General features: G+C 69.4%; 14 protein-coding genes. 11 read left to right on the top strand and 3 right to left on the bottom strand.

The features are described from left to right. Positions 1 to 33 precede the first annotated feature (33 nt). On the top strand, positions 34 to 1,431 hold the full coding sequence (locus tag FHR20_RS05350) for an MFS transporter (protein ID WP_167298544.1): 1,398 nt from the start codon (positions 34 to 36) through the stop codon (positions 1,429 to 1,431). Here FHR20_RS05350 and tpiA read toward each other — a convergent pair. After that, positions 1,379 to 2,131: a triose-phosphate isomerase gene (gene tpiA / locus FHR20_RS05345; RefSeq protein WP_167298543.1), complete on the bottom strand. Its 753-nt coding sequence runs from the start codon at positions 2,129 to 2,131 to the stop codon at positions 1,379 to 1,381. The two genes, FHR20_RS05350 and tpiA, sit on opposite strands and share 53 nt — an antisense overlap. Before the next feature lie 121 nt (positions 2,132 to 2,252). Between tpiA and FHR20_RS05340 the strand changes: the two genes are divergently transcribed. Next, complete coding sequence (locus FHR20_RS05340) at positions 2,253 to 4,187, top strand: peptidylprolyl isomerase (RefSeq protein WP_167298542.1); 1,935 nt, start codon at positions 2,253 to 2,255, stop codon at positions 4,185 to 4,187. Positions 4,188 to 4,191: 4 nt separating this feature from the next. After that, entirely contained in the window at positions 4,192 to 5,688 is a 1,497-nt protein-coding gene (gene trpE, locus FHR20_RS05335) for an anthranilate synthase component I (protein WP_167298541.1), read from the top strand. Between the two features lie 39 nt (positions 5,689 to 5,727). Here the strand turns inward: trpE and FHR20_RS05330 are convergent, their stop codons facing one another. Continuing rightward, positions 5,728 to 6,147, bottom strand: coding sequence for a hypothetical protein (locus FHR20_RS05330; protein WP_167298540.1), 420 nt, complete (start codon positions 6,145 to 6,147; stop codon positions 5,728 to 5,730). A gap of 114 nt (positions 6,148 to 6,261) precedes the next feature. Here FHR20_RS05330 and FHR20_RS05325 point away from each other — a divergent pair, with 114 nt between their 5' ends. The 3 genes from FHR20_RS05325 to FHR20_RS05315 all read left to right on the top strand — a co-directional run bounded on the left by FHR20_RS05325 (position 6,262) and on the right by FHR20_RS05315 (position 8,032). Further along, complete coding sequence (locus FHR20_RS05325; protein ID WP_167298539.1) at positions 6,262 to 7,011, top strand: phosphodiester glycosidase family protein; 750 nt, start codon at positions 6,262 to 6,264, stop codon at positions 7,009 to 7,011. 11 nt (positions 7,012 to 7,022) lie between these two features. After that, positions 7,023 to 7,607: an anthranilate synthase component II gene (locus tag FHR20_RS05320; protein WP_167298538.1), complete on the top strand. Its 585-nt coding sequence runs from the start codon at positions 7,023 to 7,025 to the stop codon at positions 7,605 to 7,607. Positions 7,608 to 7,714: 107 nt separating this feature from the next. Continuing rightward, on the top strand, positions 7,715 to 8,032 hold the full coding sequence (locus tag FHR20_RS05315; RefSeq protein ID WP_167298537.1) for a hypothetical protein: 318 nt from the start codon (positions 7,715 to 7,717) through the stop codon (positions 8,030 to 8,032). Positions 8,033 to 8,099: 67 nt separating this feature from the next. Here FHR20_RS05315 and FHR20_RS05310 read toward each other — a convergent pair whose 3' ends face one another. Further along, positions 8,100 to 9,299, bottom strand: a complete 1,200-nt coding sequence (locus tag FHR20_RS05310; protein WP_167298536.1) for a M23 family metallopeptidase — start codon at positions 9,297 to 9,299, stop codon at positions 8,100 to 8,102. A gap of 125 nt (positions 9,300 to 9,424) precedes the next feature. On the opposite strand from FHR20_RS05310, the gene trpD reads away from it, so the two are divergent. From trpD to FHR20_RS05285, 5 genes are all read left to right on the top strand, one after another. Then, positions 9,425 to 10,417, top strand: a complete 993-nt coding sequence (gene trpD, locus FHR20_RS05305) for an anthranilate phosphoribosyltransferase (RefSeq protein WP_167298535.1) — start codon at positions 9,425 to 9,427, stop codon at positions 10,415 to 10,417. Further along, positions 10,417 to 11,205: an indole-3-glycerol phosphate synthase TrpC gene (trpC, locus tag FHR20_RS05300; RefSeq protein ID WP_167298534.1), complete on the top strand. Its 789-nt coding sequence runs from the start codon at positions 10,417 to 10,419 to the stop codon at positions 11,203 to 11,205. The genes trpD and trpC overlap by 1 nt, the downstream gene beginning before the upstream one ends. Positions 11,206 to 11,248: 43 nt before the next feature. Continuing rightward, a complete protein-coding gene (moaC, locus tag FHR20_RS05295; protein ID WP_167298533.1) occupies positions 11,249 to 11,716 on the top strand; it encodes a cyclic pyranopterin monophosphate synthase MoaC in 468 nt (155 codons plus the stop codon). Between the two features lie 176 nt (positions 11,717 to 11,892). Then, a complete protein-coding gene (locus tag FHR20_RS05290; RefSeq protein WP_167298532.1) occupies positions 11,893 to 12,546 on the top strand; it encodes a glutathione S-transferase family protein in 654 nt (217 codons plus the stop codon). Positions 12,547 to 12,648: 102 nt separating this feature from the next. Beyond that, complete coding sequence (locus FHR20_RS05285; RefSeq protein ID WP_167298531.1) at positions 12,649 to 13,599, top strand: PilZ domain-containing protein; 951 nt, start codon at positions 12,649 to 12,651, stop codon at positions 13,597 to 13,599. Positions 13,600 to 13,620: the final 21 nt, after the last annotated feature.

Genomic DNA, 13,620 nt, shown 5'->3' with positions numbered 1-13,620 from the left:
CACCATGGCGGTGCGATCTGCTAGGGATGCGCCATGCAGGCCAGGCACCCCAATCTCACCCTCACCGCCTGCATCCTGGCCTCCAGCCTCGCGTTCATCGACGGATCGGTCACCAATGTCGCGCTGCCGGCGATCGGGGCGGACCTGCACGCGACGCCCGCCGAGCTGCAATGGACGATCAATGCGTACATGCTGCCGCTCTCGGCCCTGCTGCTGATCGGCGGCGCGGCGGGGGATCATTTCGGGCGTCGCCGCCTGCTGGTGCTCGGCATCGCGCTGTTCACGGCGGCCTCGATCGCCTGCGCGGTGGCGGCCGACCTCACCCTGCTGCTTGCCGCCCGTGCCGTGCAGGGGATCGGCGCGGCGATCCTGCTGCCCAACAGCCTCGCGACGCTGGGCCATGCCTTTACCGGCGAGGCACGCGGCAAGGCGATCGGCACCTGGGCCGGCGTCGGCGCGATCGCAGGTGCGGTCGGCCCGCCGCTCGGCGGCTGGCTGGTCGATGCGATCGGCTGGCGCGCGATCTTCTATGTCAACGTGCCGGTGGCACTCGCCGCGATCTTCATCGCGATGCGCTATGTCGAGGAGAGCGCCGAGGGCGACCTGCCGCTCGACCTGCCCGGCGCCGCCGCCGCGACGCTGGCATTGGGCGCGATCACCTGGGCGCTCACGCTCTGGTCGAGCCATCACGCGCTGGACGCGCCGGTGGCGATCGGCCTCGTCACCGGCGCGCTCGCCATCGGCCTGTTCCTGTGGGTCGAGCACGCTCGCGGCGACCGGGCGATGATGCCGGTGGCGATGTTCGGCTCGCGCGCCTTTGCCGGGCTCACCCTGCTCACCTTCCTGCTCTACGGCGCGCTGGGCGGCGTGCTGTTGCTGCTTCCCTATGTCCTCATCCAGGCGGGCGGCTATTCGGCGCTCCATGCCGGCTTCGCGCTGTTGCCGATGCCATTGGGGATGGGAATCGCCAGCCGCGTGATGGGCAAGGTGACCGCTCGGATCGGCCCGCGCTGGCCGCTCACCATCGGCCCGTTGATCGTCGCCATCGGCTTCGCGCTGCTGCTGCGCGTCGATGCCGGCGCGCCCTACTGGACCTCGGTGTTTCCCGGCGCGCTTGCCATCGCGATCGGCATGGCGAGCGTCGCGGCGCCGCTCACCACGGCGGTCCTGGCCTCGGTCGACGAGACGCATACCGGCACGGCGTCCGGCTTCAACAGCGCGATCGCGCGCACCGGCGGCCTGATCGCCACCGCGATCGCCGGCGCGGTGATCGCTGCGGCGGGTGCCGGGCTGGTCAGCGCCTTTCACATGGGGGCGCTGGCCGGCGCCGCGGCGGCGGCGCTCTCGGGCGTGACCGCCTATCTGACCCTCGGCGAAATCAGGAAACCGACGCAGCCCCCCGAAGGATCGGCACGAACTTCTCTGCGGTGAGGCTCGCGCCGCCGACCAGCGCGCCGTCGACATTGTCGAGCGCCAGGATCTGCGCGGCATTCGCCCCGGTCACCGATCCACCATAGAGGATGCGGATGCCGTCGGCCTTGGCCTCGCCGATCATCATGCGCAGCTTGGCGCGCAGGATCGCGTGCATCGAGGCGATCTCGTCGGGCGTCGGCGTCTTGCCGGTGCCGATCGCCCAGCGCGGCTCATAGGCGAGCGTGAGCCAGCTTGGATCGGCATCGTCGGGCAGCGATTTCTCGATCTGCGACTGGACGATGCGCTCGGCCCGCCCCGCCGCCCGCTCGGCCTCGAGCTCGCCGCAGCACAGGATCACCCCAAGGCCGTGCCGATGCGCGGCGGCGGCCTTCATATAGGCATCGTGGCTGGTCTCGTGCTGGTCGCCACGGCGTTCGCTATGGCCGACGATGGTCAGGGTCGCCCCCTCCTCCACCAGCATCGGCGCGGAGATGCAGCCGGTATGCGCACCCTGATCGGCCTCGTGCAGGTCCTGCGCGCCGATCGGCAGGCTGCCGGCAACCTGCGCCGCGGGATGGATCAGCGTGAAGGGCACGCAGAGCGCCACGTCCACCGCCGGCGTTACGGCGGCCGCGGCCGCGATCGCTTCGATCTCCGGCAGTTGCGCACGCAGCCCGTGCATCTTCCAGTTCCCGGCCACCAACTTGCGGCGCATCACCCAACCTCCCGTTTTGATTATTTCGTTCGCGGATAGCAGGCGCGGGCGTTCGCACAAGCTTGATGGCGGCGGATGAGCGCCCTAAAGCACCGGGAAACGCGTCTCCAACGATCGGCCCTTCATGCTCAGCTTCTTCCGCAATTTCACCAAGTCGCGCTACGGCCTGATCGCGGTGTTCCTCTTCCTTGGCCTCATCGCCATCGCCTTCGCCGCCGGCGACATCACCGGCATCCGCAACTCGGGCGGCGGCGCGACGAGCAGCACCCTGGCCACGGTAGGCGGCGAGAAGATCAAGGACACCGACGTGAAGGACCGGATCGACCGGTTCATCCGCAACCTCCAGCGCGAGGGCCAGAGCGTGACGATGGCGCAGTTCCTCGCGCAGGGCGGGCTCGATGTCGCGATCGACGAGATGATCAACCAGGCCGCGCTGGTGGAATTCGCGAAGAAGTCCGGCATGCAGGTCTCGAAGAAGCTGATCGACACCGAAATCGCCAGCAACCCGTCCTTCGCCGGCATCGACGGCAAGTTCAGCCAGCAGAATTTCGAGAAGGTGCTCGCCGACAATCGCCTGGCGCCCGCCCTTTTCCGCGAGAGCATGATGCGGGAGCGCTTCGGCAACTGGCTGATCAACCGGGCGACGATCGGCACCGACATTCCGAACGGCGTGGTCGCGCCCTATGCCTCGCTGCTGCTCGAGCGCCGCGCCGGCATCGTCGGCATGGTCAACACTGCCCAGATGGATCCGGGCGCCGATCCCGACGACAAGGCACTCAACGCCTATTATGTCAGCCACCGCGCCCGCTATCTGGTGCCCCAGCGCCGCATCGTCCGCTATGCGACGGTGATGCCGGACCAGATCCGCGCCCAGCAGACCGCGACCGAGGCCGAGATCGCCGATGCCTATAAGAAGGCCGGCACCCGCTTCGCCGCGACCGAGAAGCGCGGCGTGCGCCAGCTGGTCGTGCTCGACCAGGCGACCGCCAACAGGATCGCCGGCGAAGTGAAGGGCGGCAAGGCGCTGGCCGCCGCCGCCCAGGCCGCCGGCCTCGAGCCGAGCAACTTCGAGGGCGTCGAGAAGGCCGAGCTCGGCCGCCAGACCACCGCCGCGATCGCCGATGCCGCCTTCGCCGCCGCGCAGGGCGGCGTCGTCGGCCCGATCAAGTCGCAGCTCGGCTGGCATATCCTGGTCGTCGAGAAGATCGAGAAGATCGCCGCCAAGTCGCTCGACCAGGCGCGCGAGGAGCTTTCGACCGAGATCACCCAGCGCAAGACCGCGCAGGCGCTGGCGGACATCCGCCAGAAGATCGAGGACGGCGTGGGCGACGGCAAGAATTTCGCCGAGCTGCTGGCCGATGCCAAGCTGACCGCGCAGGTCACTCCCGCGCTCGCCGCAGGCGGCATCGATCCCGACAACGAAGCATATAAGCCTGACCCCGCCACGGCCGCGATCATGCGCGGCGGCTTCGCGATGGAGAATCCCGACGACGATTCGCAGATCGTGCAGGTCTCGCCCGAGGGTGGCTTCGCGATCGTGAAGCTCGACCGGATCGTCGCTGCCGCCCCGCGCCCGCTCGCCGGCATCCGCGACAAGGTGAAGGGCGACTATCTGACCGACAAGGCGCTGGAGAAGGCGAAGGCCGTCGCCACCGCGGTCGTCGCCGCGCTCAACAAGGGCGTGCCGATGGAGAAGGCGCTGGCCGATGCGGGCGCCAAGGGACCGCCGCCCAAGCCGTTCGACTTCAAGCGCCAGGAAATCGCGCAGAAGGAGAACTTCATCAAGATGGCCTTCAGCATGCAGCCGAAGACCGCCCGCATGCTCGACGCGCCCAACCGCAGCGGCTTCTACATCGTGTATCTGGGCACGGTGGAGCCGCATGATGCATCGGGCGACGCCATGGCGATGGCCGGCATGCGCAGCGCGCTGCAGCAGCAGATTCCCGCCGAATATGCCCGCGAGTTCATCCGCGCGATCCGCGGCGACCTGAAGGTCACCCGCAACGAGGCGGCGATCGCTCGCCTGCGCGCCGACCTGACCCGCCAGGGCACTCGTTAAGGACGTGCCGCACGGCGTCGAGGGGATCGAAGCCGCCCGCGCGGCACTTGCCGCCGGGCGGCCGGCGCTGCTCTGGCGGCGCCAGATCGCGGACACGGAGACCCCGGTCGCCGCCGCGCTCAAGCTGATCGAGCCCGGCCGGGGCGATTTCCTGCTCGAATCGGTCGAGGGCGGATCGGTGCGCGGGCGCCACAGCCTGATCGGCCTGGCGCCCGACCTCGTCTTCCGCGCAACCGGCAACGAAGCGGCGATCAATGCCGAATGGCTGACCGACCGGCATGCCTTCCGGCCGTGCGCCGAGCCCGCGCTGGACGCCTTGCGCGCCCTCGCCGCCCGCTGCCGCACCGACGTGCCGCCCGAACTGCCGCGCGCGCTCGCCTGCTTGGTCGGCTATTTCAGCTACGAGACGGTGGGCCTGGTCGAGAAGCTGCCGCGCCCGCCCGAGAACCCGATCGGCGTGCCCGACATGATGTTCGTGCGCCCCACGGTGGTGCTGGTGTTCGACCGGCTTGCCGATGCGCTGTTCCTGGTGGCCCCGGTCTGGCCGGACGGGAATGTGGACCTGGCCGCCGAGCGGATCGATGCGGTGGCGGCGCAACTCGCCGGGGCGACGCTCCCGGCCCCGGTCCGCGCCGAGCCCGAGGAGGTGCGCCTCACCCCCGTGCTGCGCCCGGGCCGCTATGGCGAGATGGTCGCCGCGGCGAAGGAGTATATTTCGGCGGGCGACATCTTCCAGGTGGTGCTCGCCCAGCGCTTCACCACGCCCTTCGCGCTGCCGCCCTTCGAGCTCTATCGCGCGCTGCGCCGGATCAACCCCTCGCCCTTCCTCTACCATCTCGACCTGCCGGGCTTCGCACTTACCGGATCGAGCCCGGAGATATTGGTGCGGGTGCGCGACGGCGAAGTGACCATCCGCCCGATCGCCGGCACGCGCCCGCGCGGCAAGACCGCGGCCGAGGACGAGGAGAACCGCGCCAGCCTGCTCGCCGACCCCAAGGAGCGCGCCGAGCATCTGATGCTGCTCGACCTGGGCCGCAACGATGTCGGCCGCGTGGCGGAGGCAGGCAGCGTGCGGGTGACCGACAGCTATACGGTCGAATTCTACAGCCATGTGATGCACATCGTCTCGAACGTGGTCGGCCGGCTGGCACCGGGCAAGGACGCGCTCGACGCGCTGTTCGCGGGCTTCCCCGCGGGCACGGTGAGCGGCGCGCCCAAGGTGCGCGCCTGCGAGATCATCGCCGAGCTGGAGCCCGAGACGCGCGGCCCCTATGCCGGCGGCGTCGGCTATTTCTCGCCCGACGGCTCGATGGACAGCTGCATCGTGCTCCGGACTGCGCTGGTGAAGGACGGGACGATGCACGTCCAGGCCGGCGCCGGCATCGTCGCGGACAGCGATCCGGCATATGAGCAGCGCGAGTGCGAGGCCAAGGCGGGCGCCCTGTTCGCGGCGGCGCGCGAGGCAGTCAGGCAGGCCGGCGAGGCCGGGTTCGGGCAATAGCCGACTCCCTCTCCCCCGAGGGAGAGGGAGAGACGAAGATCACGGCACCTGCGCGGCCTTGGCCTTCTGGTCGAGCCGCTCCTGATACCATTGGCGGATCATCTGGCGGGTGCAGCCGGTCTGGCCGCCCATGCCCACCGGCGAGCAGCTGTTGGGCAGCCCGGCGCGATTGACTTCCTCCACCGTCTCCACTCGGTTGGTCCAGGCCTGGGACGCCGCATCGTCCTTGGGCTGGTTCCGGAAGCGCTTGGGAATGCGATAGGGCGATTCGCCGGCATTGGCGCACACCACGATCTCTTCCTCGCTCTGCGGCTTGGGGCATTCCTCCTGTCCGTAGAGCAGGATACTGCGCACCCGCTTGGGCGGGCCGCTGCTATCGGTATTCTGCGACTGCTTGCCGTCCTGCGCCATGGCGGGCCCCGCGAGCAACGCGGCGGCAACGAGCAAACGAACGATCATGAGCACTCCTTCCGGCGCAACAACGCCCCTCGCCGCCCGGCGTGCCGTCTCACTATGGCAAGCCCAAGGCACGCGGCGTCTTGCCTCCGCGTCTTTTGCCCCTAAGTGGCACGGATGATCCGGCCGATCGCCCCCGCCGGCGCCTTCCTGCTGCTTGCCGCCTGCGCCTCCAACGGCAGCATCGACGCGGCGTGCCGCGACATCCGCTTCGAAGGCAGCCGCTTCACCGTGTGCCGCGCCGATCCGCAGAAGCACGAGCTGATGCTGGTCGACAAGGGCAAGGACGGCCGCCCGATGCGCGACTTCACCGGGCTCGAGCCGCGGCTGGGCCCGCGCTACCCGCGCATCGCCTTCGCGATGAACGCCGGCATGTTCGATGCGTCCGGCCTGCCGATCGGCTATTATGTCGAGGACGGCGCCGAGCAGAAGCCGCTCAACCGGCGCCCCGGCCCCGGAAATTTCCACATGCAGCCGAACGGCGTGTTCTGGGGCGATGCGAAGGGCTGGCACGTCGCCACCACCGACGATTTCGCGAAGAACAAACCCGATCACGTCCGTTTCGCCACCCAGTCGGGGCCGATGCTGCTGATCGACGGCCAGCTCCATCCCAAGCTGGCCGAGAACGGCACTTCGCTCCAGGTGCGCAACGCAGTCGGGGTCGGGCTGAACGGCAGCGCCTGGTTCGCGATCAGCAACGAACCGGTGTCGTTCGGCCGCTTCGCCCGGCTGTTCCGCGACCGGCTCGCCGCGCCCGATGCACTCTATCTCGATGGTGCCGTCTCCCGCCTGTGGGACCCGGTGTCCGACCGGCTGGACGGCGGCGCACCGATCGGGCCGATTGTCGTAGCGTTCCAGACGCGGTAGCGCGTTCCACCATGATCCTCGTCATCGACAATTACGACAGCTTCACCTGGAACCTGGTCCATTATCTGATGGAGCTGGGCACCGACGTGCAGGTGGTGCGCAACGACGCGCTCACCGCGCGGGACGCCGTCGCCAGCAATGCCCAGGCGTTCCTGATCTCGCCCGGCCCCTGCACGCCCAACGAAGCGGGGATCAGCCTCGATCTCGTCGCCGCCTGCGCCGACCTTGGCAAGCCGCTGCTCGGCGTCTGCCTCGGCCATCAGGCGATCGGCCAGCATTTCGGCGGATCGGTGGTCCGCGGCGGGCTGATGCACGGCAAGACGAGCCCGGTGAGCCATGACGGCACCGGCCTGTTCGAAGGCTTGCCCTCGCCCTTCACCGCGACGCGCTACCATTCGCTGATCGTCACCGACATTCCCGAGGATCTGGTGGTCAACGCCACTGCGGACGACGCGCATGTGATGGGCTTCCGGCACAGGACGCTGCCGATCCACGGGGTACAGTTCCATCCGGAGAGCATCGCCACCGAACATGGCCATGCGATGCTGGCGAACTTCCTCCGGATCGCCGGGATCGAGGCGGGCGCGCTCGCCTGACGCTAGGATAATTTGCGACAAATTCGGCCGTCCGCCGACATAGTCGCGCGACGTTCGCCCGCGATTTTCTCCAGCCTGGCCCGATTCCGGGCGGGAAGGAGAACGCAATGGACCACAAGCTGCAGCTGGTCAGCGCGACGCTCGCTGGCGTGTTGGTCACCGTGGCGGCGGGCGGCATCGCCTCCGCCAGCATGGGTCACGCCCGAAACGGGGCCGGGGGCCAGTTCGCCCGCGCCGATGCCGATGGCGACGGCACGATCACCCGCGCCGAATGGATCGCGGCGGCCACTGCCCGCTTCGACAAGCTCGACGTCAACAAGGACGGCAAGCTCACTCCCGACGAGATGCCGCCGCGCCATGGCCGCCACCATGGCGGATGCGCCCTGGATGGCGACGGCGACGCGCCCTCCGACAACGCGAGCTGATCGATCCGGAGGCCATTGCACGCGACCTCGCGATCGGCCCCGAGGGCCGCCGCCCGATCGAGGCGGGCTAGGGAAAGGCCACGATGCTGCCGTCGAGCGGCAGTTCGTCGCGGTGGACGCGCGCGCCGGGCGCCCGCACGGGAACCGGCACCGCCGGGTCGAAACTATCCTCGATCGTCGCCCCGCCGAGCAGCGTGAACCGATCGATGACGAAGGGAAGCCCCTCCGATCGCTCGAAGCCCGGCCGGTCGCTGATGTGGAAATGGAGATGCGGAGCGCCCGCGCTCCCGGTCTGGCCGAGACGGCCGATCGCCGTGCCGCGGCGCACGCGCTGGCCGGGCCGCACCTGCACGCTGCCGGCCTGCAGATGGGCGTAGTGCGCATAGACGCCCGGCGCGATCCGCAGGACGACGAAATTGCCGTACAGGCTCCGCGCGGTGAGGTCGTCCGGCACTTGCTGCGGCGCCAGCGGCTTGCCGTTCGGAACGCCGTCGCGCGCATCGACCACCACGCCGTCGCCCACTGCGAACACGTCCCGGCCATAGCCGATCCAGTCCGCATCCACGGTGGCCGCCGGCGAGGCATGCACACCGCGAATCGAATGGCTGCCAGCGTCCAGCCCGAACCAGTCGATCGCATAGCGCTGCGGGATGCTCAGCGTGCCGTCGATCGCGACCATGCTGCCCCAATGATGCGACAGATGATTGCCCGGCCCCTCGACCGCCAGCCAGCGCCCGCCGCGCAGGGGCGGCCCGATCCGCACCGGCGCCGCCGCGACCACGGGCGTCCGCACGTCGTCGGCGCGCTGGACCGCGCCCTTGTCGGCACGGAAGGTCAGCTGATGCCGCAGCGACGCGGGCCGCATGCCGGGCGGCAAGGCGAGCCAGAGGAAGAACGTCCGGCTCGCGCCGTCGGCGATCGGGATGCCGTCCTGCCGCGCCTCGTCCGCCGCCTGCGGGCCGAGCAGCGCCCATAGCGCCGCGCCTTCCAGCGTCTTCAGCGGTGTCCGCGCATCGCCCGCGAAGATCGCCAGGCGAGTCAGCCGGAGCGGCGCGTCGCCCGAATAATGGCTGGTGACCTGTAGCTCATAGGCGAGGTGACGCGCACCGTCGCTGCCGGCAACCGGGCGCGGCGCCACGCGGATCCGCGCTTCCATCTGCGCCTGATGGACCGGCTCGCTCCGATCCTGCCCCGTCGGCGCGGCGATCGTCAGCAACAGGGCCAGCGCCTGCACCAGAGGGGAGACCATATCGACGCGAAGTCCCAAGGTTGAACGCCTTCAAGACGATGCCCCGGCGATCCGGTCAAGCCGCTTCCGCTCCAGCCGGACTTCACACCGCCTCCAGCAGGATTTGCTCGACTTCGCCCCGCCCAAGGGCCGATAGAGCCCGCGTGACGCCATTTGCCCTCCTTCCCGATCCCGCGACGCCGCTTGCCCGCGAATCCGCCGCCCAGGCCTTTGCCGACATTCTCGACGGCAATGTGCCCGAGCCCGAGATCGAGCGCTTTCTGATCGACCTGTCGGTGCGCGGCGAGACCAGCATCGAAATCGCCGAGGCGGCGCGGGCCATGCGCGCCCGGCTGATCCCGATCACCGCCCCCGCAGGCGCGATCGACGTGTGCGGCACCGGCGGCGACGGGCACCACACGCTCAACGTCTCGACCGCGGTGAGCCTGGTCGTCGCCGCGGCGGGCGTGCCGGTCGCCAAGCATGGCAACCGCGCCGCCTCGTCCAAATCGGGCGCCGCCGACACGCTGGAGGCGCTTGGCCTCGATCTCGACCGCGCCGGCGCCCGGGCCGAGGAATCGCTCCACGAACTCGGCATCGCCTTCCTGTTCGCCCAGGCGCATCACCCCTCGCTGGCGCGGATCGGGCCGCTGCGCCGCCGCATCGCCCGCCGCACCATCTTCAACCTGATGGGTCCGCTGGCCAATCCCGCCCATGTCCGCCGCCAGCTGATCGGCATCGCCCGCCCGGACTATGCGCCGATCTATGCCGAGGCGCTCCAGCAGCTCGGCGTGGATTCCGCCGCGATCGTCTCGGGCGAGGAAGGGCTGGACGAACTCTCGACCGAGCGGGCCAGCGTCGTGGTCAGCATCGGCAGTTCGGGCCTGCCGGCGCGGATCGTCCCCGAGGATGCCGGCCTGCCCCGCCACCCCCTGGCGGCCATTCGCGGCGGCGGCCCGGAATACAATGCCCTCGCCCTGCACCGCCTGCTCCAGGGCGAGCACGGCCCCTATCGCGACGCCGTCCTGCTCAACGCCGCCGCCGCGCTGGTGGTCGCCGGCCAGGCGAGCGACTTGCGCGAAGGCGTCGAGGAAGCCGCCGAAGTGATCGACAAGGGGCTTGCCAAGGCCCTGCTCGACTGCTGGATCGCCTTTTGATGTCCACGATCCTCGACAAGATCATCGCCACCAAGCACGACGAGGTCGCCGCGCGCCGCCGCGCCACCTCCGTCGCCGACCTGCACGGCCTTGCCCTCACGCGCACGCCGCCCCGCGGCTTCCGGGCCGCGCTCGATGCCCGGGCCGCAGCGGGCGGCTATGGCCTGATCGCCGAGATCAAGAAGGCCAGCCCCTCCAAGGGCCTGATCCGCGCGGATTTCGATCCGCCCGCCCATGCCCGCGCCTATCAGGCCGGCGGCGCCGCCTGCCTCTCGGTGCTCACCGATCTCGAATATTTCCAGGGGCATGAGAAGTATCTGATCGCCGCGCGCGCCGCCTGCGACCTGCCGGTGATCCGCAAGGACTTCATGGTCGATCCGTGGCAGGCGCTCGAATCGCGCGCGATCGGCGCCGATGCGATCCTGATCATCGTCGCCGCGCTCGAGGATGCGCAGATGGCCGAGATCGAGGATGCGGCGCTCGGCCTTGGCATGGACGTGCTGGTCGAGGTGCACGATGCCGCCGAGCTCGAACGGGCGCTTCGGCTCCGCTCGCGATTGATCGGCGTGAACAATCGCAATCTCAAGACCTTCGAAGTCGATGTCCAGAAAACCTACGAACTCGTCGCCCATGCGCCGGCCGACTGCACCTTTGTCGCCGAGAGCGGGCTGAACGGCCGCGCCGACCTGGACGCGATGGCCGCGCACGGCATCCGCTGCTTCCTGATCGGCGAGTCGCTGATGCGCCAGGACGATGTGGAAGCCGCAACCCGGGCCCTGGTGGGATGAGCGGGGCGCGCGCAACTTCCCTCTTCCCCTTGGGGAACGGGAAATGACGGACCTCACCCATCTCGACGAAACCGGCGCGGCGCGCATGGTGGATGTCGCGGGCAAGGCCGTCACCCTGCGCGAGGCAGTCGCCACCGGGCGGATCGCGATGTCGGCGGAGGCGGCCGCCGCGATCCGCGCCGGGGCGGTTAGGAAGGGCGACGTGCTCGCCACCGCCCGCATCGCCGGGATCATGGCCGCCAAGCGCACTGCCGAATTGATCCCGCTCTGCCATCTCCTGCCGCTCACCCGGGTCGCAGTCGACCTAGCGCCCGACGAGACGGGCGTGACGGTCACCGCCACTGCCGCCGCCGAGGGACAGACGGGCGTCGAGATGGAAGCGCTCACCGCCGTCTCCACTGCGCTGCTCACGCTCTACGACATGGCCAAGGCGCTCGACCGGGCGATGGTGATCGGCGAGATCCGCCTGCTCTCCAAGAAGGGCGGCAAATCGGGCGACTGGGCGGCCTGAGGTCGCGCTCGGATCAGCGGATCCCGTCTCAATCAGCAAACCCCGTCATCCCGCGCTGGCGGGGATGACAAGCGATGTCAGGACGAGGCAAGGAGGACGAGGCAAGGGCGAGAAAATGCGTGACAGCGCCGTCGAATCGAAATAGTTAGCCAATAACCTAACTATTAGAGGATGCCATGACCCTTCAGCTCTTCGGCCACCCCTTCTCGTCCTACACCTGGAAGGCGCTGATCCCGCTCTACGAGAACGGCACCGCCTTCACCTTCCGCAACCTGGAGGACGCCGAGGCCAATGCCGAGCTGGAGGCGCGCTGGCCGCTCAAGCTCTTCCCGGTCCTGGTCGAAGGCGACCGTACGGTGCTCGAGGCGACTGCGATCATCGAATATCTTCACGTCCATCACCTCGGCCCGGTGCCGATGATCCCCGCCGATGCCGATATCGCCGTGCAGGCCCGGATGCTCGACCGGATCTTCGACAATTACGTGATGGGCACGATGCAGAGGCCGGTGCTCGACGCGCTGCTGCCCGAGGAACGGCGCGATCCCGTCGGCCTCGGCGAGGCGATGGCGCGGCTCGACAAGGTCTATGCCTGGCTCGACGCCCATCTGGCCGGGCGCGCCTGGGCGGTGGGAGACAGCTTCACCCTTGCCGATTGCGCCGCTGCGCCCTCGCTCTTCTATGCCGATTGGGTACGCCCGATCCCCGAGGCACTGGCCAATCTGCGCGCCTATCGCGCCCGCCTGCTCGCCCGCCCCTCGGTCGCCCGCTGCGTCGAGGAAGCACGGCCCTATCGCGCCTATTTCCCGTTGGGGGCGCCGGATCGGGATTGAGGGTTCGGCGCGCGCATTAGGAATTCCGCAACCCTGCGGATTAACCCCGCCTTCAGATCCTGGGCTCCACTATCCGCATGGGCCGGGGCGGGAAAATCATTTATGCGACAAGGACTTGCGTCCTCCACCATTTTCAGCCTGTCGGCCGAGCCTCCGGGCACGCAGCTTCTTGCCGAACCCGGCGAGCATGCCGCGTTCGATTCGGCCTTCCTGGCCGGCGAGACCGGCCGCCTGGCCTGCGCGATCCGCAAGCTCAGCGCGGTCGGCGCCATGCTCCAGCTCGATGACGAGGTGGTGGAGGAAGAAGGGCTCCGGCTCGAACTCGCCAACGGCCAGTCGCTGCCCGGCCGCATCGCCTGGACCGAGCAGGGCTCGGCGGGCTTCCTGTTCGACTTGCCGATCGACGTGATCGGCACGCTCGCCCGCAATCTCGCCGCCCTTCCCGCCGAGCGCCGCTCGGTGCCCCGCGTCGAGCTGCACCAGACGATCTGCGTGCGCCGCGGCAACCAGGTCGAATTCACGCGCAGCCGCAACCTCTCCCAGGGCGGCTGCGGCTTCGAGACCGATATCGCGCTCCAGCTGGGCGATCTGGTGCAGATCAACTTCGACGGCCTGCGTCCGCTCGACGGCGCAGTGAAATGGTCGCAGGGCAATCTCGCCGGCGTCGCCTTTGACGAGGACCTGCCCTGGCAGGTGCTGATGCCGTGGCTGCGCCAGGTGCAGCAGACTCCGTCGCATCACACGCGGGTCGCGATGATGCACGAGCCGACCGGGCTGATCCCGGACAAGCAGGCGATCCGCCTCGACGCGCCGGCACGCGTGCGCGAGGGCGTGCGCTGGTGGAACGTCAAGCTGCGCGCGATCACGCCCCAGCTCGTCGAGTTCGAGACGCGCGCGCCCTTCGCCACCGGCGCCCAGCTGTGGATCTCGCTGCCGAACATCGGCGGCGGCCCGGCTTCGGTGATCGAAACCGACGACCGCCACCGCTTCCTGTGCGAATTCCGCCTGCCGCTGAAGCAGCACGACCTGGGGCGGATCGCCGGCCGATCCTGAGGCTGGCGCCGTGCGCGGCGC

The sequence above is a fragment of the Sphingomonas leidyi genome, assembly GCF_011761945.1.
Lineage (GTDB): Bacteria > Pseudomonadota > Alphaproteobacteria > Sphingomonadales > Sphingomonadaceae > Sphingomonas > Sphingomonas leidyi.
Note: the sequence above shows the minus strand (reverse complement) of the source record. Positions and strands in the feature narration are given on the sequence as shown.

Bases quoted from the DNA above. Each gene is read 5' to 3' on its own strand.
- FHR20_RS05350 (WP_167298544.1), top strand. From the start codon at position 34: ATGCAGGCCAGGCACCCCAATCTCACCCTCACCGCCTGCATCCTGGCC.
- FHR20_RS05340 (WP_167298542.1), top strand. From the start codon at position 2,253: ATGCTCAGCTTCTTCCGCAATTTCACCAAGTCGCGCTACGGCCTGATC.
- FHR20_RS05330 (WP_167298540.1), bottom strand. From the start codon at position 6,147: ATGATCGTTCGTTTGCTCGTTGCCGCCGCGTTGCTCGCGGGGCCCGCC.
- FHR20_RS05325 (WP_167298539.1), top strand. From the start codon at position 6,262: ATGATCCGGCCGATCGCCCCCGCCGGCGCCTTCCTGCTGCTTGCCGCC.
- FHR20_RS05320 (WP_167298538.1), top strand. From the start codon at position 7,023: ATGATCCTCGTCATCGACAATTACGACAGCTTCACCTGGAACCTGGTC.
- FHR20_RS05315 (WP_167298537.1), top strand. From the start codon at position 7,715: ATGGACCACAAGCTGCAGCTGGTCAGCGCGACGCTCGCTGGCGTGTTG.
- trpC (WP_167298534.1), top strand. From the start codon at position 10,417: ATGTCCACGATCCTCGACAAGATCATCGCCACCAAGCACGACGAGGTC.
- moaC (WP_167298533.1), top strand. From the start codon at position 11,249: ATGACGGACCTCACCCATCTCGACGAAACCGGCGCGGCGCGCATGGTG.
- FHR20_RS05290 (WP_167298532.1), top strand. From the start codon at position 11,893: ATGACCCTTCAGCTCTTCGGCCACCCCTTCTCGTCCTACACCTGGAAG.
- FHR20_RS05285 (WP_167298531.1), top strand. From the start codon at position 12,649: ATGCGACAAGGACTTGCGTCCTCCACCATTTTCAGCCTGTCGGCCGAG.